This is a genomic window from Streptomyces sp. NPDC002446 (genome assembly GCF_053595675.1).
The window spans coordinates 98,320-118,629 of sequence record NZ_JBSFYC010000015.1 but is presented as its reverse complement, the minus strand read 5'-3'; the positions used below and the strand labels follow the sequence as shown (position 1 = coordinate 118,629).

Here is a 20,310-nt window from a genome sequence, read left to right as displayed (position 1 = left end):
GCGGCCTTGGTGTTTTCGTCCAGGGGTCGTACGCCTCGAATCGATAACGGCTTCCAAGCACCCCTTTACCTGGCATCTACGCGCGTTACGATTCCGCGGAATCAGCGCCAACGGAGGCGCTACGAGACGAAGGGACCCCTCGTGCGCCGGGTATCCAAGATCGTCGCCGCGGGTATCGCCGCCGCGGCCCTCACCTCTTCACTGACCGCCTGTGGTGCCTCGTCCACCGAGTCCGGAGGCAAGAACAAGGGCGTCGGACTCGCCTTCGACGTCGGCGGCCGCGACGACCACTCGTTCAACGAGGCGGCGGCGCGCGGTGTGGACAAGGCCGAGAAGGACCTCGGCGTGAAGTCCAAGATGATGACCGCCAAGAACGGCGAGACCGAGGCGGACCGCGAGCAGCGGCTGTCGTCCCTCGCCGAGGCGGGCTTCAACCCCGTCATCGGCGTCGGCTTCAACTACGGCAAGTCCGTCAACAAGGTCGCCAAGGACTACCCGGACACCACGTTCGGCGTAGTGGACTCGCCCTCCCAGGCCAAGAACGTCTACGGCATGGTCTTCGCCGAGCACGAGGGCTCCTACCTCGCCGGTGTCGCCGCGGCGCTGAAGAGCAAGTCCCACAAGGTCGGCTTCATCGGCGCCCAGCGGAACGCGCTGATCCAGAAGTTCCAGGCCGGCTTCGAGCAGGGCGTCAAGGACACCGACCCCAAGGCGAAGGTCACCTCCGAGTACCTCTACGCCAACGACGACAAGGGCTTCAACGACCCGGCCGCCGCGAAGGGCAAGGCCAAGGGCATGCTCGACGCCGGCATCGACGTGATCTACACCGCGGCCGGCCAGTCCGGCAACGGCTCGATCGAGACCGTCGCCGGCAAGAAGGGCGCCTGGGCGATCGGCGTCGACTCCGACCAGTACCAGCAGCCGGGTCTGGCCCAGTACAAGAGCTCGATCCTCACCTCGGTGATGAAGAACGTCGACGTGGCGGTCTTCGACCTGGTCAAGAGCGTCAAGGACAAGAAGCCGCTGACCGGCAACAAGAGCTACACGCTCAAGGACAACGGCGTGCGGCTGTCCACCTCGGGCGGCTTCCTCGACGACATCCAGGGCAAGCTCGACGCGGCGAAGAAGAAGATCGCCTCGGGTCAGGTCAAGGTCAGCGACACCCCCGCCAAGCAGTAGGGCGCATCCGGGTCCGGCGCGACGGCCTGTGAGCCGTCGCGCCGGACCCGCTCGCCGGGTACCCCGGCAGCCCTGCCGCTTTTCCGGCGCCGACACTACGCGCGTAGCGCAGGAGTTGGCGCGATATCTTCGCCCTTTCCGCTCCTCCTTACCACTCCCTGTCCCCCGAGGAGAGTGCGCCATCAAAGCGTCCAGCAGCCCCCAGGCAGACAGCGCCTCCGCCGCAGCACCGGCGGTGGAACTCCGCGGTATCACCAAGCGGTTCCCGGGTGTTGTCGCCAACCACGACATCGACATCACCATCCGCCGCGGCACCGTGCATGCGCTCGTCGGCGAGAACGGCGCGGGCAAGTCCACGCTGATGAAGATCCTCTACGGCATGCAGAAGCCGGACGAGGGCACGATCAGCATCGACGGCGGACAGGTCAGCTTCCACAGCCCGGCCGACGCCATCGCCCGCGGCATCGGCATGGTGCACCAGCACTTCATGCTCGCCGACAACCTCACCGTCCTGGAGAACGTCGTCCTCGGCGGCGAGAAACTGCACGGCATCGGCGCCAGGGCCCGCGCCGAGATCCTCAAGATCTCCGACCGCTACGGCCTCGGCGTCCGCCCCGACGTCCTCGTCGAGGACCTCGGTGTCGCCGACCGCCAGCGCGTGGAGATCCTCAAGGTCCTCTACCGCGGCGCCCGCACCCTCATCCTCGACGAGCCGACCGCCGTCCTGGTCCCGCAGGAGGTCGACGCGCTCTTCGACAACCTGCGCGAGCTCAAGGTCGAGGGCCTGACCGTCATCTTCATCTCCCACAAGCTGGGCGAGGTGCTCTCGGTCGCCGACGACATCACCGTCATCCGGCGCGGCACCACCGTCGCCTCCGTCGTCCCCAGCCAGACCACGCCCAAGCAGCTCGCCGAGCTGATGGTCGGCAGCGAGCTGCCCTCGCCGCAGACCCGCGAGTCCACCGTCACCGACGTGGAGATGCTGAAGGTCAGCGGGCTCGGGCTGGTCACCACCGACGCCGAGGGGGTGGCGCGCACCGTCCTGGACGATGTGTCGCTGACCATCCACAAGGGCGAGGTGCTGGGCATCGCGGGTGTGGAGGGCAACGGCCAGGCCGAACTGGTCGAGGCCATCATGGGCATGCGCGACCCGGACGACGGCACCGTCGAGCTGGACGGCATCGACATCAGCCACGCGCCCACCCGCATCCGGCGCGAGGACGGCATCGGCTACATCCCCGAGGACCGCCACCGCCACGGCCTGCTGCTCGAAGCCCCGCTGTGGGAGAACCGCATCCTGGGCCACGTCACCGAAAAGCCCAACGTCAAGGGCCGGCTGCTCGACCTGAAGGCCGCCCGCGCCGACACCGAGCGGATCGTCGCCGAGTACGACGTCCGCACCCCCGGCATCGAGGTCACCGCGGCCTCGCTCTCCGGCGGCAACCAGCAGAAGCTGATCGTCGGCCGCGAGATGAGCCACCACCCCAAGCTGCTGATCGCCGCGCACCCGACCCGGGGCGTGGACGTCGGCGCCCAGGCGCAGATCTGGGACCAGATCCGCGAGGCGCGCCGCGAAGGCCTGGCCGTGCTGCTGATCTCGGCCGACCTGGACGAGCTGATCGGGCTCTCCGACACCCTGCGGGTCATGTACCGCGGCCGCCTGGTCGCGGACGCGGACCCCGCCACCATCACCCCGGAGGAGTTGGGCTCGGCCATGACCGGCGCCGCTACCGGCCACCTGGCCGCATCTGACAACGGCTCCGCCGCGGGCCCGACGCAGGAGCACCCCACGGAGGAAGGTGACTCCGAGTGAACAAGTTCGCCAGGTTCGACAAGAACAAGCTGATCCTCGGGATCGCCGCCCCCCTCCTCGCCATCGTGGCCGCCCTGCTGATCACCTCGGTGATCATCCTGGCCACCGGCAAGGACCCGCTGTACGCCTACTCCGTGATGGCCGACTTCGGCTCCAAGAGCGACAGCCAGGTCTGGATCATCAACAAGGCCGTCCCGTACTACCTGTCCGCGGTGGCCGTGGCCATCGGCTTCCGGATGAACCTCTTCAACATCGGTGTCGACGGCCAGTACCGCATCGCGGCCTTCTTCGCCGCGGTGGTCGGCGGCGCGCTGACGCTCCCGGGCTTTGTGCAGATCCCGCTGATCATCCTCGTCGCGATGCTGGTCGGCTCGGTCTGGGCGGGTATCGCGGGTCTGCTGAAGACCACCCGCGGCGTCAGCGAAGTGATCACCACGATCATGCTGAACGCCATCGCGGCCGCGGTCATCGGCTACTTCCTGCAGGAAGGCCGGCTGGCGACGAAGGAGGGCAACCTCTTCCACACGCCCAACCTGCCGGCCTCCAGCCACTTCTTCACCATCCCCACCCAGCCCAAGCCCCTCGACGGCTTCCTCGTCATCGCCCTCGTCGTCGGCTTCGCGTACTGGTTCGTCCTCAACCGCACCCGCTTCGGGTTCGATCTGCGGACCGTCGGCCAGTCCGAGCCGGCCGCCGAGGCCAGCGGCGTCAGCGTCAAGCGCATGATCGTCACCTCCATGCTGCTGTCCGGCGCCGCGGCCGGCCTGATCGGCATGCCGACGCTGCTCGGCACCTCGTACAACTACGGCACCGACTTCCCGGTCGGCATCGGGTTCACCGGCATCGCGATCGCCCTGCTCGGCCGCAACCACCCGGTCGGGATGGCCGCCGGCGCGCTGCTGTGGGGCTTCCTGGAGCGCACCGGCACCCAGCTCGAATTCGAGGAGTACGAGCAGGAGATCGTCGGGGTGATGCAGGGCGTCATCGTGCTCTGCGTCGTCATCGCCTACGAGGTCGTGCGCCGCTACGGCCTCAGACTCCAGCAGCGGAAGGTCGGCGAGGAGCTCGCCGCCCAGGCCCGTAAGACCGACAAGGCGGAGGTGTCCTCGTGAGCACGAACCTCACGGCCCCGGTCGCAGAGAGCACCGGCCACAAGCACAAGCCCAAGCGCTCCCGGGTCAAGCTCACCTACCCCAAGATCCTGCTGATCATCTCGGGCGCCCTGATCCTGCTGTCCCTGCTGCGGATCGTCACCGGCGCGGGCAACCTGACCGGGTCGGGCCAGTACATCTCGGCCCTCAACGCCGCCGTGCCGATCGGCCTGGCCGGTCTCGGCGGCCTGTGGGCCGAGCGCTCCGGCGTCATCAACATCGGCCTCGAAGGCATGATGATGCTCGGCGCCTTCTCCGCCGGCGCGGTCGGCTGGCAGCACGGCCCCTGGGCCGCGGCCCTGGCCGGTGTCCTCGGCGGTGCGCTCGGCGGACTGCTGCACGCCCTCGCCACCGTCACCTTCGGCGTGGACCACATCATCTCCGGCGTCGCCATCAACATCATGGCGCTCGGACTGACCCAGTTCCTCGCCAAGCTGTGGTTCGGCGCGGAGGGCAGCGCGGCCGCGGCGGCCGGCGGCAACGACAAGCAGTCGCCACCGATGCCCGACATGCCGACGTTCACCGTCCCCGGCCTGTCCGACTGGCTCTACGCGATCGAGCAGCACCACTGGTTCCTGATCTCCGACGCGGCAGGCATCTGCGGCTCCCTGGTCACCAACGTCTCCTGGCTGACGCTGCTGACCGCGGTCCTCTTCGGGCTCACCTTCGTCGTCCTGTGGCGCTCCTCCTTCGGACTGCGGCTGCGTTCCTGCGGCGAGGGCCCGATCGCGGCCGAGTCGCTCGGCGTCAACGTCTACCGCTACAAGTACGCGGCGGTGGTCGTCTCCGGTGCGCTGGCCGGGCTCGGCGGTGCGTTCCTCGCCATCTACGTGCACATCTACCAGGACGGCCAGACCGGCGGGCGCGGCTACATCGGCCTCGCCACCATGATCTTCGGCAACTGGCGGCCGGGCGGGGTCGCGATGGGCGCCGGCCTGTTCGGCTTCATGGACGCGCTCCAGCTGCGCGGCGGCGGCCCCACCGTCCACGCGCTGCTGCTCCTGCTCGCCGTACTGCTGGTCGGCCTCGCGGTGTGGAAGCTGCGCACCGGGTACCGCACCCAGGCCGTGATCAGCCTCGTCTGCGCCGCCTTGCTCGCTCTGTGGTACGCCACCACCGACACGGTCGCGCTGGAGCTCGTCAGCGTCGCCCCGTACGTCACCACGCTGCTGGTGCTCGCGCTGGCCGCCCAGCGGCTGCGGCCACCGAAGGCCATCGGCAAGATCTACCGAAGAGGCCAGGGCAAGTGACCACAGCTCCCGACTGGGAGTCACTGCGGCGGCAGGCCCGGGACGCGATGTCCCGGGCCTACGCCCCGTACTCCGGCTACCCCGTGGGCGCCGCCGCCCTCGTGGACGACGGCCGCACCATCACCGGCTGCAACGTCGAGAACGCCTCCTACGGCCTCGCCCTGTGTGCCGAATGCGGCCTGATCTCCGCCCTGTTCGCCGGCGGCGGCGGCCGCCTGACCGCCTTCACCTGCGTCGACGGCTCCGGCGAACTCCTGGTCCCCTGCGGCCGCTGCCGCCAGCTGCTGTACGAACACGGCGGCCCCGACCTCCTGGTGGACACCCAGGCGGGCATCCGGCCCCTGTCGGAACTGCTGCCGGATGCGTTCGGGCCGGGGCATCTGGCGGGGTGACGGCGGGCTGACGGACTTGCGGCAGGCTGCGGCTACTGGGGCGCTCAGTCCCTGCCGTGCAGGTGACCTGTTGGGGCGTCACCTCTTATCGCTACGGCTGTGAACTGCGGTTCGCGACCCGGTGTCTACCTCCAGCCGTCCAGCGATACCTGTCGCCCGTCGGCCAGGTAGTGATGAAGAGCGCTGGCGGTGGTGTCGACGAACTCGTCGGGGATGGCATCGGCGTCGACCCAGCACACCTGGTCGTGCTTCCGCGGTTCCCGGTTCTCGGGGTCGCCGGTCCATTCGTGGGCCGCGAAGACGACGGTGAGGAAGCCGTTGGGGGCTTCGACGCCCCAGGCGCCGTGGATGATGTGGGCGACCTTCAGCGCCTCGGGCTTCACGGTCAGGCCGGTCTCCTCGTACAGCTCGCGTACGGCGGTATCGGTGATCGGCTCGCCGGGCTCGCTCTTGCCGACGGGGAGGTCCCACATCCCCTGTGCGAACTTGGCGCCCTGGCTGCGCTGAAGGAGGACGACGCGGTTGGCGGCCGTGTCGTGGACGATGACGGCGGCGACCAGCAGGGTCATGGCTTCGAGGGCGGGCTTGAGCGCTTTGGGCTGGTCTTCGGTCTTCGGCTGAGCCACGGTGGATCCCTTCGTCGGCCGGTTGATCGGCAGCTTAGGTCAGCGCTTCTCGTGCGCGGCGGGCGAGTTCGGTGGCGCCCGGTACTTTGCGCCGCTGGTATACGGCAAGGGGTGATCTAAGCGCTGTGATCGCCTTGCGCGTACGGTCGGAGCGCTAGGGACCGTCCGGCCGCGTGACCTAACGCCGCGCCGGACGGATAGGCCCTGGAGACCGTGCCCCCAGGACCGTCGCGACGGTTCGCCCGCCCACATCTGGCCACCCCCGCATCTATGCGTGTAGAACGGTCAACGGCCCCCTCGGGCCCACACGGGCCGACCCGTTCGAAAGGAACCTCCATGGACGCCATCTCCGTCATCCGCACCAAGCGCGACCGCGGCGAGCTGACCCCCGATCAGATCGACTGGGTCATCGACGCGTACACCCGCGGCGAGGTCGCCCATGAACAGATGTCGTCCCTGGCGATGGCCATCTTCCTGAACGGCATGAACCGCACGGAGATCGCCCGCTGGACCGCCGCCATGATCGCCTCCGGCGAGCGCATGGACTTCTCCTCGCTCTCTCGTCCCACCGCCGACAAGCACTCCACCGGCGGCGTCGGCGACAAGATCACCCTGCCGCTCGCCCCGCTCGTCGCCGCCTGCGGCGCCGCCGTACCGCAGCTCTCCGGCCGCGGCCTCGGCCACACCGGCGGCACCCTCGACAAGCTGGAGTCCATCCCCGGCTGGCGCGCCCACCTGAGCAACGACGAGATGCTGACGGTCCTGCGCGACGTCGGCTCGGTGATCTGTGCCGCCGGCGACGGGCTCGCCCCGGCGGACAAGAAGCTCTACGCGCTCCGCGATGTCACCGCCACCGTCGAGTCCATCCCCCTCATCGCCTCCTCCATCATGTCCAAGAAGATCGCCGAGGGCACCGGCTCCCTGGTCCTGGACGTGAAGGTCGGCTCCGGCGCCTTTATGAAGCACCTCGACGACGCCCGCGAACTCGCCTCCACCATGGTCGAGTTGGGTACCGACCACGGCGTCAGGACGGTCGCCCTGCTGACGGACATGGCCACCCCGCTCGGTCTGACCGCCGGCAACGCCCTCGAAGTGCGGGAATCCGTCGAGGTGCTGGCCGGCGGCGGCCCCCAGGACGTCGTCGACCTGACCCTCGCGCTCGCCCGCGAGATGCTCGACGCGGCCGGCCTCAAGGACGCCGACCCGGCCAAGGCGCTGGCCGACGGCTCGGCCATGGACCACTGGCGCCGGATGATCGCCGCCCAGGGCGGCGACCCGGAAGCCGCCCTTCCCGTGGCCCGCGAGCAGCACACCGTCACCGCGGCCGAAACCGGCCTCATGACCACCCTTGACGCCTATGCCGTCGGCCTCGCCGCCTGGCGCCTGGGCGCCGGCCGCGCCCGCAAGGAGGACCCGGTGCAGGCCGCGGCGGGCATCGAACTGCACGCCAAGCCCGGCGACCCGGTCACGGCCGGCCAGCCGCTGCTCACCCTCCACACCGACACGCCGGAGAAGATCCCGTACGCACTGGAGGCCCTGGACGGCGGCATCACCGTCGGCCCGGCGGACGCCGCCTTCACGGCGCGGCCCGTGGTCCTGGAGCGCATCGGCTGACCGCCCTCCACCCGGCCGGCCGTCCTCCCCTTGCGGCCGGCCGCCCTCAACCCGCCTGCGCCCACTGCCCGTTGACGGAAGGGGGTGGCCCGCGCCGGACGCACGAAGGGCCCGCCCCGCCAGGACAGGTGACGGGGCGGGCCCTTCGGTCCGAGGGCGGGCGGTGCGCCGGTTACGCGGCCTTCTCCAAGTGGAGGAGGCGGCGTTCGGCCACGGCCCTGCGGGTGGCGTACAGGGTGATCGAGGCGGCGCCGAGCATCGCGACCAGGCCCAGCAGGACGGTGCCCTCCCAGCCGACCGCGTGGAAGGCGGCCGCGCCCAGCGCGCCGCCCAGGCTGCTGCCCACGTAGTACGCGCACTGGTAGAGCGCCGACGCCTGGGCGCGGGCCGTCTTGGCGGTGCGGCTGACCGCGGACGAGGCGACCGCATGGCCGGCGAAGAAGCCGGCGGTGATCAGGATGAGACCGGCCAGGACCGCCGCCACGGAGTCGGCGAGGGTCAGCAGCAGGCCCGTCGACGTGGTGCCGACCGCCAGGTAGAGCGCACCGCGCCGGCCGACCCGGGCCACCAGCTGTCCGGCCGCGGCCGAGGAGGCCGTACCGACCAGGTAGACGATGAAGATCGAGCCGACGATCCCCTGGGGGAGGTTGAAGGGCTCGGAGACCAGGCGGTAGCCGATGACCGTGTAGACCGCGCCGAAGACCGTCATGAACAGCGCGCCGATGCCGTAGAGGCGGCGCAGGAGGGGATCGGAGAGGTGGCCGCCCAGGGTTCGGGCCAGCGCCCGCGGGCCCACCGAACGGGACGTGAAGTGCCGGGCCTTGGGCACGAGCACCCGGAACGCCACCGCGCACAGCACGGCCATCACACCCACCGCGCCGAGCGCGGCCCGCCAGCCCCAGGCCTGGGCGACCCAGCCGGTCACGATGCGGCCGGACATCCCGCCGATGCTGTTGCCCGCCACGAACAGTCCGATGGCCGCCACCAGCGCCTTCGCGCGTACCTCCTCGGCCAGGAAGGCCATCGCCGAGGCCGGCAGCCCGGCCAGCGCGACGCCCTGGACGGCGCGCAGCGCGATCAGTGCGTCGATCGACGGCGCGAACGGCACCAGCAGCGCGATCAGCGTGGCCACCGAGAGGGACACCGTCATCAGCGTGCGCCGCCCGAAGCGTTCGGAGACCGCACTGAGCGGGATGACGCCGAGGGCCAGTCCGAAGGTGGCCGCTGAGACGGTCCAGCTCGCCTGGTCCGGGCTCACCCCGAGGTCGCTGGAGATCGCGGGCAGCAGCGCCTGCGTGGAGTAGAGGAGGGCGAAGGTGGCCACACCGGCCGCGAAGAGGGCGAAGCTCATCCGGCGGTAGCCGGGGCCGCCCGGCCGCAGCTTGCCCGACTCGGGGTCGGCCGCGGCGGCGGAGGAAGAGGAGTCTGTGGACGACAGGGGAGAGGCGACCGCACGGTCTGTGACGGACGCCCCGGTATCAGCGGGAGGCATGTTTCGACGGTAGGCCCGCCCGTTTCATGCGTCCAATGCATGGAAACTGCATAATCGATTCCGTGATGCATGACCGCAGGTCCCAGGGGCCTCTGTTGCAAGGTCGCAACAGAAAAGAAGTGATCACGACGCAAGAAGTGATCAGGGCGCAGCGCCTCGGCGGGGACGCCGCCGCGGACGCGGGCGAGGCGGCCGAACTCGGCGGCGACTCGTGGGCGACGCTCCTCGCCCCGCGGCTCGCCCAGTTCACCGCCGTCGCCCGGCACGAGCACGTCACCCGCGCCGCGCAGGAGCTCGGCATGCCGCAGCCGACGCTTAGCCGGGCCATCGTCCGCCTGGAGGAGGACCTCGGCGTCGCCCTCTTCGCCCGGCACGGCCGCACCCTCTCCCTCACCCCGGCCGGCCGGGCCTTCCTCGCCTCCACCGAGCGGGCGTTGACGGACCTGGAGCGGGCCACGGAGTCGGTACGCGCCGATGTCGACCCCGCGGCCGGGAAGGTCGCGTTCGGCTTTCTGCACACCCTCGGCCCGGAGACCGTCCCCGGCCTGATCCGCAGCTTCCGGACCGACCATCCGCGCGTCCGCTTCCAGCTCGTCCAGAACTACGGCGAGGCGATGATCGAGCGACTGCGCGCCGGCGACCTCGATCTGTGCCTGACCTCGCCGGTCCCGGACTCCCCGGATCTGGTCGCCCGCCGGCTCGACGAGCAGAAGCTGCGCCTGGTCGTACCCGACGATCATCCACTGGCCGCCCGCAAACGGATCCGGCTCGCGGAGGCCGCCGGCGAACTGTTCGTCACCCTCGAACCGGGCTACGGGCTGCGCCGGATCACCGACGCCCTCTGCGCCGAGGCGGGCTTCACCCCGCGGGTCGCGTTCGAGGGGGAGGAGGCCGAGACGCTGCGCGGTCTGGTCGCGGCCGGGCTGGGCGTGGCGCTGCTGCCGCCACCCGCCGTACCGCGCCCCGGCGTCGCCGAACTGACGGTGACGGCCCCCCGCGCGGTCCGCGAGATCGGCGTGGCCTGGCTGGACGGCCACCCCGACACCCCACCCGTCGCCGAGTTCAAAAAATTCCTACTGAGCCGCCGGGGCAAGCTACTGCCCCGGTGAGACGGCGGGAGGACTGGACCGGAAGGGCGGGAGGACCGCACCGGGAGGGCCCGAGGGGACCTAAACCAAACCCAAACTGGGCGTGACACATCCCAGGGAACTGATTACTCTCCGTAGTCGTTGCCGGAATATAAGGAGGCCCCGCGAGGCAGCGGCGGCCGGGCAGGGGTGAGGCGGCGGCGGCCGGGTAAGCGCGAGGCACCGGCGGCCGGCTGAGGCCCTGTCAGGCGCTGAGCGGACATCCTCAGCCGAGGCGGCCGCGCCGCGACCGCTCCCTCCGCGCCGCCCTCGCAGCAGCGAGTGCGACGCGCAGTGCCGCTGTCAGGCATCAGTGCCGCAGTGCCCCTGTGCCGCTCAATGCCGCAGTGACGTCCCGAAGCCCGCGGCCAGGGGCATGCGCAGGCCCAGGGGCGGGGGTGCGGCCAGGGCGTCCTTCACTGGGCGGGCGTAGTCGCGGGCGAAGAGCGAACCGAGCAGGAAGTCGGCTGCCAGGGCGAGGACTTCGGAACGGTGCTGGTGCAGGGAGTGGCCGTCGGAGTGGACCTCGAAGCGGCAGGTGTCGCGGTTGACCTTCTTGGCGCGCTCGGCGTAGCGGTAGGACAGGTCGGGGTCGTGGCGTTCGTCGTTGGTGCCGTGGACGAGGAGGATCTGACGGCCGATGAGCTGCTTCACCGGATCGGGTTGTTCGCTGCGCCGGCGGGGGTCGGACAGCCAAGGGGCGATGCCCAGCACGGAGTTGACGGCGGGGTGGCCCGCGGCGTGCAGGGCGGCGCGGGCGCCCATGCCCGTACCGACGAGGCAGACGGGGACATCGCCGTAGCGGCGCACCACCTCGTCGAGCGCCCAGGTCGCGTCGCGGGCGGGGTGGGCGGCGGCGCCGTTCCAGCCGCGGCAGCGGTAGTGCACGACATGAGCGGTCAGCCCTTCGTCGCGCCCCGCCTTCGCCAGCCGGGACGCGAGCGGGCGCACCGCCAGCGCGGGCACCGGCGAGGGGCGTCGCACCCCGGTCGGTTCGCCTCCGGGCAGTAACAGGGCGACCCCGCTCACGGCCTTCGCCGTTCCGCCCGCTCCCAGCGGTTTTCCCAGCCGGGCCTCGCGCACCGGCAGTGCTTGCTGAGCCATGACCAGAACGATGGCAGAAGGAGACGTGCCCGCCACCCTGTGGACGGGTCACTGTTACGTATCGTTCGATGAGATCTACGCGCGTAGGGGCTAGAGTGCCGAAATGACGAGCGAGACCACCACCCTTCCGACCCCCGAACAGATCCGCCGCGCCCCCAAGGTGCTGCTCCACGACCACCTCGACGGCGGCCTGCGCCCCGCGACGGTCGTCGACCTGGCTCGTGCGAACGGCTACGACGGTCTGCCCGAATCCGACCCGGAGAAGCTCGGGATCTGGTTCCGCGAGGCCGCCGACTCCGGCTCGCTCGAGCGCTACCTGGAGACCTTCGCGCACACCTGCGCCGTCATGCAGACCCGCGACGCACTGGCCCGGGTGGCCGCCGAGTGCGCCGAGGATCTGGCCGCCGACGGTGTGGTCTACGCCGAGATCAGGTACGCGCCCGAGCAGCACCTCGAGCAGGGCCTGACCCTCGAAGAGGTCGTCGAGGCGGTCAACGAGGGCTTCCGCGAGGGCGAGCGCCGGGCCCGCGAGAACGGCCACCGCATCCGCGTCGGTGCCCTGCTGACGGCGATGCGGCACGCCGCCCGCGCCCTGGAGATCGCCGAACTCGCCAACCGCTACCGCGACAGCGGCGTCGTCGGCTTCGACATCGCGGGCGCCGAGGCCGGCTACCCCCCCACCCGCCACCTCGACGCCTTCGAGTACCTCAAGCGGGAGAACAACCACTTCACCATCCACGCCGGCGAGGCCTTCGGACTGCCGTCCATCTGGCAGGCGCTGCAGTGGTGCGGTGCCGACCGCCTCGGCCACGGCGTCCGGATCATCGACGACATCGAGGTCGCCGACGACGGCTCGGTCAAGCTCGGCCGGCTCGCCTCGTACGTACGGGACAAGCGCATCCCGCTGGAGATGTGCCCCACCTCCAACCTCCAGACCGGCGCCGCTCCCTCCTACGCGGAGCACCCCATCGGCCTGCTGCGCCGGCTGCAGTTCCGCCTGACGGTCAACACCGACAACCGGCTGATGAGCGGCACGAACATGTCCCGGGAATTCGAGCACCTGGTCAAGACATTCCGATACACGCTCGACGACATGCAGTGGTTTACAGTCAATGCGATGAAATCAGCGTTCATTCCTTTCGATGAACGTCTGGCCATGATCAATGATGTGATCAAGCCCGGTTACGCGGAACTGCGGGCCGAATGGCTCTTCCGCCCGGTGGCGTCAACATCCCCTGCGAACAGCGGCTCTGACCCTGCGTAATCGGGTAAAGCGAGCCTATAGCGTAACGGCCGGTGGAATGTCCACCGGCCGTTTTTCATTTTCTCGTGGCTGTTTGCGGGGCCGGTTGCCACGTCACTAGGTTGAATGGCCGGTCAAGCCCCCATCAGCGAGGACTTAATTCGATGAAGCAGGGAACCATCAAGACTCTCGGTGCCGCCGCTCTCGGTGCCGCTATCGCCGTCACCGCCGCCGGTGCCGCCAGCGCCGCCGAGGTGAGCGGGGTCGACACCGACAGCGTGCTCAAGAGCGCACCGGTGAAGAACACCGCCAAGCACGCCACCAAGCCCCTCTCCGGTGCCCACTCCACGCCGGTCGGCAACATCAAGACGCCGCTGAACTCCCAGGGGAACCTGCTGGGCGGCCTGCCGCCCACCAGCACCATCGCCAAGGCCGCCAAGGCCCTGGGCTGATCGCGCCACCCCGCCGCGTCCCCAGGGACGCGCAGCGCGCCGTGCCCCGGCCGTACGCCCTCGTGCATACGGCCGGGGCGCCGCCGTGTCCGGGCATCGCTGCCCCGGCGGTGGTGTCGCGGGCTACCAGGCGGCGGCGCTGGTGGTGGCCTTGTCCTCCGAGGGCAGGAGTATCCACAGCGCCAGATAGACCAGGAACTGCGGGCCGGGCAGCAGACATGACACCAGGAAGATCAGGCGCATCGTCGCCGGGGTCGTACCGAAGCGACGGGCCAGGCCCGCGCACACTCCGGCGATCATTCGGTTGTTGCGGGGGCGGACCAGTGCGGCGGCCATGAGGGGCTACTCCTTTTCGACTTCGTGGGGCGTTTGCCCCGATGTCTCAAAGGTAGGTCCGGCCTGCCGAGAGCGCGTCAGCCTGCGGGGCCAGCCCGACCCTGGGGATTCTCGGGGTCGCACCCCCGAGACCCTCGTACCGGCGGCGGAGCCGGGACCGGGACCCAGGGACGACCACCAGGTGCACCAGCGCCACCCCGAGGGTGTTCAGCAGCACCGAGTCGACGTCCGGGACCCGGCCGGGTACCCCTGACTGCAGCAGCTCGATGGCGAGCGCGATCATCGCTCCGGCGAAGACGGTACGGGTCAGCGACACCAGCGGCGAAACGTTCAGTCGCCCGGCCGAGAGGGGGAGCAGCACGCCCAGCGGCGCCAGCAGCAGCACCGGACCGCCCAGGTGCTCCACGGCCTGCCACGACACGCCGTGCGCCAGCTCGGCCCGGATCGTCGCCAGCGGTTCGAGATTCGCGGCGGACACCCATGGCACCGAACGGGGACGCAGCGTGAGCCAGCCGACGGTCAGCAGATGCGCCACAAGGAGGAGAAGTCCGGTGACGCGCATACGGGGGGCGGCGGTGGTGCCGGGGCCATGACGCTGCACAAAGGCCAGGACGCCGGTAGTGGGGGCTGCGGTTCCGCCCCATTGCACCCGTCTTGGCCGCCCCCTGCGCCGCCCGCCCCCTGCGCCGCCCGGCCGCGGCCGGCGCAGGGCGCCGCTCATGCCCCGCCGGGCACGGGCGCGGCGCGGTCGCTGCGGAACGAGCGGTGGAGCGTGTACCGCTTGAAGCCGAGGCCGTCGGCGGCGGCGTCATGGGATGCGGCTTCACGGGAGGCGGCGTCATGGGAGGCGGCGTCGGTCCATTCCGTGACGACGATCGCGCGCTCCTCGCCCGTCGTCAGATGGATGTGCGCGGCGAGCAGGCCCGGTGCCGCCGTGGCCGCGTCTTCGGCGCCGTCCGCCGTCGTCGTGGTCACCGCGAACACGCCGGGCGGGCGCCCTGCGTCGTGCACGACGCTGCGGTGCAGGCGGGTCCGGTTGAGGCCGGGACGCTCGATACCGGGCACGAGCGTGTCGATGCGGCTGACCATTCCGGGGCGGCGGGCCCGGGCCCACGCCAGGTGTGCCTCGTCGCTCGTCCACTGGGTGTAGAAGAGGAGGCCGTCGCCCTCCGTGGAGAGGAACACATGCTGGGCGAGGAGCGCGGAGGGGGACTCGGCCGCCGCCCACCCGTCGGTCACGGCGTCCGCGGCCGCGCGCGAACGCTCGGCGGTACCCGTGAGCCACTCACTGATCAAAGCGGTTCCGGCGGCGGGGTGCACAAGGTCAAGGAAGCGTGTCATGGGTGACACCGTCATACATCAACTGCACTTGAGGTCAAGGCCCGTGTGCCGGCCTAGAACTAACCCTTGTGCCGGCCTAGAACTAGCCCTCCTCCGACAGCGGGTCCCCCCACCCGGCGTGTTCCGCGATGTCCGGATGGGCCCGGACATCGGCGGAGCAGTCGTAGCGGTGCGCCGTATCGTCGCCCGGGCCGCCCAGCACCGCCGCCTGGGTGCGTCCCAGGGCCGGGCTCGTGCCGTAGGTGCACACCAGCTGCGCCAGCGCGAAGGACGGCAGATCGTCCGGGCGGATGCTCAGCCGCAGCGCGTCCGCCGGATCGCCGCTGCGCGGGCCGTCGACCTTCAGGCCCGGGGGCAGCGCGCTGCTGAACCCGGCCGCCTCCTCGTCCGCCGACGGTGTGCGCTGCAGCTCGGCCAGCAGCACCCGGGCGGCGTGCAGCCGCGGATCGGCGGCCGCCGTGCCCTTGGCCGGGGACACCGCCCGCTCGACCTGCGCCAGCGCCGAGCCGCACACCAGATAGACGGCGGCCCGCGGCCCGGTGGGCGGCGTGCCCGGCGGCATCTCGCCGGCCGGTGCCTTGCAGCTCACCCGCGAGGGTGCGCCGCCCGCGTCGACGGGTACGGACGTACCCCGGATCCCGCAGCCCGCGGCGGCCAGCGCCAGCGCCGCCGCACCGGCGGCGCGCCGCCACCTTCGTCCGGTCGGCGTCATCGTCCGCCCTCCGTGCGCTCGCCGGCCGCGCCGTCCGGGCCGCCGTGCTTCCTGTCGCCGCCGGCCAGCCGGGAGGCGTCCATCGGCAGCCGCAGGGTGAAGACCGCGCCGCCCTCGGGGAGGTTGGCCGCGGTGATCTCGCCTCCGTGGATGTGCGCGTTCTCCAGCGCGATCGACAGGCCCAGGCCGCTGCCCTCCGACCGCGGGCGGGACGCGCTCGCCTTGTAGAAGCGGTCGAAGACGTGCGGAAGGACCTCTTCCGGGATGCCGGGGCCGTGATCCCGTACGCGGATCACCAGCTGGCCGCTCCCGGGCCCGCCGGCCCCCTCGGCCGGCTCCCCGGGCCCGCCCTCGGCGCCGTCCGGCTCACCCGCCGGGCCGGGCGCGGCCGCAGCGCCGCCGTCCTCGCCCGCCGTGTTCCCCGGCCGTTCCCCGTCCCCGTGCGCGTTCTCCGTGCGCACGGAGACCCGCACCGGCGACCCGCCGTGCTTGAGGGCGTTGCCGATCAGATTCGCGAGGATGACGTCGAGGCGCCGCGGGTCCAGCCGGGCCACGATGCCGCGGTCCGCGTCCAGGTCCACCGCGTCCAGCCAGGCCCGCGCGTCGATACAGGCGGTCACCTGGTCCGCGACATCGACGTCGTCCAGCACCAGCCGGGCCGTGCCCGCGTCGAAGCGGGTGACCTCCATCAGGTTCTCCACCAGGTCGTTCAGCCGGCGGGTCTCGCTGACCACCAGCTGGACGGCGGGCGCGATCATCGGGTCGAGGGAGTCGGCCTCCTCCTCCAGCACCTCGGAGACCGCGGTGATCGCCGTCAGGGGCGTACGGAGTTCGTGCGACATGTCGGCGACGAAGCGGCGGGAGGCCGCCTCGCGCGCGCTCAGCTCCTCGACCCGCTGCTCCAGCCGCTCCGCCGTACGGTTGAACGTGCGGGAGAGGTCGGCGAGTTCGTCCGTGCCGGTCACCCGCAGCCGGGTGTCCAGCCGCCCCTCGCCCAGTTGCCGCGCCGCATGCCCCAGCCGCTGTACGGGCCGCAGTACGGTCGTCGCGGCGGCCTGCGCGAGCAGCGCCGAGCCGACCAGCGCCAGCGCGGTGGCGATGCCCAGCGACCAGGCCAGCGAGTTGAGGTCCTGCCGCTCCGCGGCCAGCGACTTCATCATGTAGCCGGTCGGTCCGCCGCCGATCACCTTCGCCCCGGCGACGAGGTAGGGGGTGTCCCCGACCTCCTTGCGCTGCCAGTACAGGTGGTGCGAATAGGGGTTGGACTCGTCGACCGGACGCTCGTCGTTGACGGCGCTGCGCAGCGAACCGGGCACGCCGGCGAGCGTCAGCAGGTCCTTGTCCGTGGTTGCCGCGCAGTCCTTGCCCTCGCGGTCCACGCCGATCAGCAGCACCGTGTAGTTCTGCGGGCCGGCCGCCATCTGCCGTGCCGCGTCCTGCAGTTCGGTGCACCGGGGGCGCAGCGGCAGCGACCGCGTACTGTCCTCCAGCGACTTGCGGAAGTCGTTGAGGACGGCGTTCTGGGTGCGGTCCAGCACGGTGTTGCGGTTGAGCCAGTACGCGATGCCCGATGCGGAGACCGCGGCGGTCAGCGCCACCAGGGCGAAGACCACGACCAGCCGCAGCCGCAGGCTCGTCCAGCGCAGCAGCCCCGAGGCGCGGCCGAGCAGCCGCGGCACCCTTCCCCCGGTCCTCGACTCCTCCCCCAAGCTGCCGGCTCCTTCCGCGCCGTCGTGCCGTGTCCCGCCGGTGTGGGAACGTTCCGTCACTGTGGTGAGTCCAGCCGGTAGCCGACGCCGCGGACGGTACGGATCAGCGTCGGCGAGGACGGTACGTCCTCCACCTTCGCGCGCAGCCGCTGCACGCAGGCGTCCACCAGGCGGGAGTCGCCCAGATAGTCGTGCTCCCACACCAGCCGCAGCAGCTGCTGCCGGGAGAGTGCCTGGCCGGGCCGGCGGCTCAGCTCCAGCAGCAACCGCAGCTCGGTCGGGGTCAGTTGCAGATCCTCGCCGTTCTTGGTGACCGTCATCGCCGACCGGTCGATGACCAGCGAGCCGAACGTCGCCGAGTCGCTGGACTCCCGCTCGCCGCGGCGCAGCACGGCCCGGATGCGGGCGTCCAGCACCCGCCCCTGGACCGGTTTGACGACATAGTCGTCGGCGCCGGACTCCAGCCCCACCACGACGTCGATGTCGTCGTTGCGCGCGGTGAGCAGGATGATGGGCAGCTGGTCCGTACGCCTGATCCGCCGGCACACCTCGAAACCGTCGATGCCCGGCAGCATCACATCCAGCACGATCAGGTCCGGGCGCTGCTCGCGCAGCAGCTTCAGGCCGTCCTCGCCCGTCGCCGCGGTCACCACACGGTGACCCTGGCGGGACAGCGAGAGTTCGAGGGCCGTGCGGATGGCGTCGTCGTCCTCGATCAGCAACAGGAAAGGCACGGCGCCATTCTGTCCCATGGATGCCGGGACATCGACCTGCCGCGGGTGCGTCGTGCGGGGCCGGGGCGGAGCCGTGGGTGGTTGCGGTTGGAGTGGGGCCCGTATGCATGCCACCTGTCGCGGGTGCGTCGCGCTGGGGCCGGGGCGCCGTATGCGTGCCGCCCGGCCCTGTGACAGGCCTGTGACAGTCGGCGGACAACGCGATGAAACTGGGTTGGCAGTCTTTTGGGCACCGGGAGAGATCAACACCCGGGGGGACACCGAACGAGCTGGCTCTACGACGGGGGGCGCGAGATGAACACACTGCACGGCACGGCTTCCAGCGCAGTTATCACGCGGCTTCACGACGTCGTCCGGAGCTCGGAGAAGTCCGGTGCCGTGAGCGGGCGGGGGTGCGCTCGCGGCACCGGGCGTCAGCGGCCGCCCTTCATGGTGGCCATCGACGCCACGAAGGTGGTCGTCGACGGGGGAAACACGGGCCACGGGGGAGACGCGGCCCACGGGGGAGCGGAGTACGGGGAGGCCACGGGGGAACGGCGTTCCGCGTCGGAGGCGGCCGAGGCCGAAGCGGCCTTCACCGCCTACGTCCAGGAGCGCCGCGCCTCCCTGTACGCCACCGCCTACCACCTGACCGGCGACCGCTACGAGGCCGAGGACCTGCTGCAGAGCGCGCTGTTCTCGACGTTCCGGGCCTGGGACCGGATCAGCGACAAGGCGGCGCTCGGCGGCTATCTGCGGCGCACCATGACCAATCTGCACATCAGCGCCTGGCGCCGCCGCAAGCTCAACGAGTACCCGACCGAGGAGCTGCCGGAGACGGCCGGCGACGTGGACGCGATGCGCGGCACCGAGCTGCGTGCCGTGCTGTGGCAGGCGCTGGCGCGGCTGCCCGAGACGCAGCGCACCATGCTGGTGCTGCGCTACTACGAGGGCCGTACGGACCCGGAGATCGCGGACATCCTCAACATCAGTGTCGGCACGGTGAAGTCGAGCATCTGGCGCGCCCTGCGCCGGCTGCGCGAGGACGAGGTCCTCAGCTTCGGCCGTGACGAGGAAGAGTCCTTCGGCGAGCTGGTGGCCTGAAGGATCCGAGGGCCCGAGGGGGAATTCGGGAGCCCGAGGGGGAACGGGGACGCCCGAGGGGGAACGGGGGAACCGGCGGCGGCGGAGCGATCCGCGCAGGCCGGACGTATCGGGGGATACGGGGTAGGGGGAACACGGGGGAAAGGAAGCGGGTTCGGGCGGCCGGGGGGTCTGCCCGAGCCCGCTTCCTGCTGTGTGCCGGCCGTTTCAGGAGCCCGTGGCCGCGCCCGCCGCCCGCGCCGCCCCTATCCGGGCCAGCGCCTCCGGTTTGGCGCAGGGGTGGGCGCCCAGGGCCGTGTGCCGGGCGACGATGGAGCGTTCGCCGCGCATCAGGCGCAGGCCGCGGCGTACGAGGTACGGGGCGGACTTGCGGCCCTCGCGCAGATCGCGGAGCAGCCGGCGGCGGAAGGTGGTGGCCGGCCGGCCGCGCAGGCACAGCGCGTCGGCCAGCAGGTCCGCGGCGCGGCAGGCCGCTATGACGTCGGCGGCGAAGACGCCCTCCGCGATGAACACCGGGGCGCCGCCGAGGTCGAGCCGGGATGCGCCGGTCCGCGCGCTGGTGGGGATGTCGTAGACGGGGACGTCGGTGCCTCCCGTGCGGCACAGCGTCTCGATGGCCGCGACGGCGGCGCCGGCGTCCCAGGAGAGCGGTGAGTCCCAGTCGGTGCCGCCGCCGTCGGCCAGTTGGGGCAGCGTCGGGTCCGTCCCCTCCTTGTAGAAGTCGTCGAGGTTGAGGACGGGCAGACCGCTGCGCGCGGCCAGGGACGTCTTGCCGGAGCCGGAAGGACCGGTCAGCAGGATGACGCGGGCGGGGGCGCGTCCTCGCTCATGGCGGCCCTCCCGCCCGGGCGGAGCCGGGAGCGCAGGAGGAGCCGGGAGGCTGGGGGAGGACGGCCGGGCGGGGGAGTGGGAGCTCACGGGCACTCATTGTCGCGCATTGGGCCGGGTGGGG

General features: G+C 71.3%; 20 protein-coding genes and 1 pseudogene. 10 read left to right on the top strand and 11 right to left on the bottom strand.

Going from position 1 to position 20,310, the window contains the following annotated elements; translation table 11 throughout:
• The first annotated feature begins 141 nt into the window (after positions 1–141).
• From ACWD6P_RS12035 to ACWD6P_RS12015, 5 genes are all read left to right on the top strand, one after another.
• The gene (locus ACWD6P_RS12035) at positions 142–1,179 is read left to right on the top strand and encodes a BMP family lipoprotein (RefSeq protein ID WP_451443927.1); all 1,038 of its coding nucleotides are present in this window, start codon (positions 142–144) and stop codon (positions 1,177–1,179) included.
• Between the two features lie 181 nt (positions 1,180–1,360).
• Positions 1,361–2,992, top strand: coding sequence for an ABC transporter ATP-binding protein (locus ACWD6P_RS12030; protein ID WP_451443945.1), 1,632 nt, complete (start codon positions 1,361–1,363; stop codon positions 2,990–2,992).
• Positions 2,989–4,104, top strand: coding sequence for an ABC transporter permease (locus ACWD6P_RS12025; protein WP_451443926.1), 1,116 nt, complete (start codon positions 2,989–2,991; stop codon positions 4,102–4,104). The genes ACWD6P_RS12030 and ACWD6P_RS12025 overlap by 4 nt, the downstream gene beginning before the upstream one ends.
• The gene (locus ACWD6P_RS12020) at positions 4,101–5,393 is read left to right on the top strand and encodes an ABC transporter permease (RefSeq protein WP_451443925.1); all 1,293 of its coding nucleotides are present in this window, start codon (positions 4,101–4,103) and stop codon (positions 5,391–5,393) included. Before ACWD6P_RS12025 ends, ACWD6P_RS12020 begins: the two co-directional genes overlap by 4 nt.
• Positions 5,390–5,785: a cytidine deaminase gene (locus ACWD6P_RS12015; protein WP_451443924.1), complete on the top strand. Its 396-nt coding sequence runs from the start codon at positions 5,390–5,392 to the stop codon at positions 5,783–5,785. Before ACWD6P_RS12020 ends, ACWD6P_RS12015 begins: the two co-directional genes overlap by 4 nt.
• A gap of 125 nt (positions 5,786–5,910) precedes the next feature.
• Here the strand turns inward: ACWD6P_RS12015 and ACWD6P_RS12010 are convergent, their stop codons facing one another.
• Together ACWD6P_RS12010 and ACWD6P_RS12005 are read right to left on the bottom strand one after the other, a co-directional pair.
• On the bottom strand, positions 5,911–6,444 hold the full coding sequence (locus ACWD6P_RS12010; protein WP_451443944.1) for an NUDIX domain-containing protein: 534 nt from the start codon (positions 6,442–6,444) through the stop codon (positions 5,911–5,913).
• Position 6,445: 1 nt separating this feature from the next.
• A pseudogene (locus ACWD6P_RS12005) lies at positions 6,446–6,562 on the bottom strand (tat (twin-arginine translocation) pathway signal sequence domain-containing protein); the annotation flags it as partial.
• Between the two features lie 185 nt (positions 6,563–6,747).
• Here ACWD6P_RS12005 and ACWD6P_RS12000 point away from each other — a divergent pair.
• A complete protein-coding gene (locus tag ACWD6P_RS12000) occupies positions 6,748–8,025 on the top strand; it encodes a thymidine phosphorylase (RefSeq protein WP_451443923.1) in 1,278 nt (425 codons plus the stop codon).
• Positions 8,026–8,197: 172 nt separating this feature from the next.
• Here ACWD6P_RS12000 and ACWD6P_RS11995 read toward each other — a convergent pair whose 3' ends face one another.
• A complete protein-coding gene (locus ACWD6P_RS11995; RefSeq protein WP_451443922.1) occupies positions 8,198–9,517 on the bottom strand; it encodes an MFS transporter in 1,320 nt (439 codons plus the stop codon).
• A 95-nt stretch (positions 9,518–9,612) separates the two neighbouring features.
• On the opposite strand from ACWD6P_RS11995, the gene ACWD6P_RS11990 reads away from it, so the two are divergent.
• A complete protein-coding gene (locus ACWD6P_RS11990; protein ID WP_451443921.1) occupies positions 9,613–10,626 on the top strand; it encodes a LysR substrate-binding domain-containing protein in 1,014 nt (337 codons plus the stop codon).
• A 354-nt stretch (positions 10,627–10,980) separates the two neighbouring features.
• Here ACWD6P_RS11990 and ACWD6P_RS11985 read toward each other — a convergent pair whose 3' ends face one another.
• Positions 10,981–11,748: an alpha/beta fold hydrolase gene (locus tag ACWD6P_RS11985; protein ID WP_451443920.1), complete on the bottom strand. Its 768-nt coding sequence runs from the start codon at positions 11,746–11,748 to the stop codon at positions 10,981–10,983.
• A gap of 103 nt (positions 11,749–11,851) precedes the next feature.
• On the opposite strand from ACWD6P_RS11985, the gene ACWD6P_RS11980 reads away from it, so the two are divergent.
• Both ACWD6P_RS11980 and ACWD6P_RS11975 read left to right on the top strand, forming a co-directional pair.
• Entirely contained in the window at positions 11,852–13,012 is a 1,161-nt protein-coding gene (locus ACWD6P_RS11980; RefSeq protein WP_451443919.1) for an adenosine deaminase, read from the top strand.
• 143 nt (positions 13,013–13,155) lie between these two features.
• Complete coding sequence (locus ACWD6P_RS11975; RefSeq protein ID WP_451443918.1) at positions 13,156–13,443, top strand: hypothetical protein; 288 nt, start codon at positions 13,156–13,158, stop codon at positions 13,441–13,443.
• A gap of 123 nt (positions 13,444–13,566) precedes the next feature.
• Here the strand turns inward: ACWD6P_RS11975 and ACWD6P_RS11970 are convergent, their stop codons facing one another.
• The 6 genes from ACWD6P_RS11970 to afsQ1 all read right to left on the bottom strand — a co-directional run bounded on the left by ACWD6P_RS11970 (position 13,567) and on the right by afsQ1 (position 18,275).
• Positions 13,567–13,779 (bottom strand): PspC domain-containing protein, encoded by a 213-nt coding sequence (locus ACWD6P_RS11970; protein ID WP_451443917.1) that lies wholly within the window; start codon positions 13,777–13,779, stop codon positions 13,567–13,569.
• Positions 13,780–13,825: 46 nt separating this feature from the next.
• Entirely contained in the window at positions 13,826–14,380 is a 555-nt protein-coding gene (locus tag ACWD6P_RS11965; RefSeq protein ID WP_451443916.1) for a VanZ family protein, read from the bottom strand.
• Between the two features lie 116 nt (positions 14,381–14,496).
• On the bottom strand, positions 14,497–15,120 hold the full coding sequence (locus ACWD6P_RS11960; protein ID WP_451443915.1) for an antibiotic biosynthesis monooxygenase: 624 nt from the start codon (positions 15,118–15,120) through the stop codon (positions 14,497–14,499).
• Between the two features lie 82 nt (positions 15,121–15,202).
• Entirely contained in the window at positions 15,203–15,832 is a 630-nt protein-coding gene (locus tag ACWD6P_RS11955; RefSeq protein WP_451443914.1) for a hypothetical protein, read from the bottom strand.
• Positions 15,829–17,601 carry an ATP-binding protein gene (locus tag ACWD6P_RS11950; RefSeq protein WP_451443913.1) on the bottom strand — a complete coding sequence of 591 codons (1,773 nt, stop codon included), beginning with the start codon at positions 17,599–17,601 and terminating at the stop codon, positions 15,829–15,831. Before ACWD6P_RS11950 ends, ACWD6P_RS11955 begins: the two co-directional genes overlap by 4 nt.
• On the bottom strand, positions 17,598–18,275 hold the full coding sequence (gene afsQ1, locus ACWD6P_RS11945; protein ID WP_026169550.1) for a two-component system response regulator AfsQ1: 678 nt from the start codon (positions 18,273–18,275) through the stop codon (positions 17,598–17,600). The genes ACWD6P_RS11950 and afsQ1 overlap by 4 nt, the downstream gene beginning before the upstream one ends.
• Before the next feature lie 294 nt (positions 18,276–18,569).
• On the opposite strand from afsQ1, the gene ACWD6P_RS11940 reads away from it, so the two are divergent.
• Positions 18,570–19,358, top strand: coding sequence for a SigE family RNA polymerase sigma factor (locus ACWD6P_RS11940; protein ID WP_451443912.1), 789 nt, complete (start codon positions 18,570–18,572; stop codon positions 19,356–19,358).
• 207 nt (positions 19,359–19,565) lie between these two features.
• Here the strand turns inward: ACWD6P_RS11940 and ACWD6P_RS11935 are convergent, their stop codons facing one another.
• Positions 19,566–20,159, bottom strand: coding sequence for an ATP-binding protein (locus ACWD6P_RS11935; protein ID WP_451443943.1), 594 nt, complete (start codon positions 20,157–20,159; stop codon positions 19,566–19,568).
• Between the last annotated feature and the right edge of the window lie 151 nt (positions 20,160–20,310).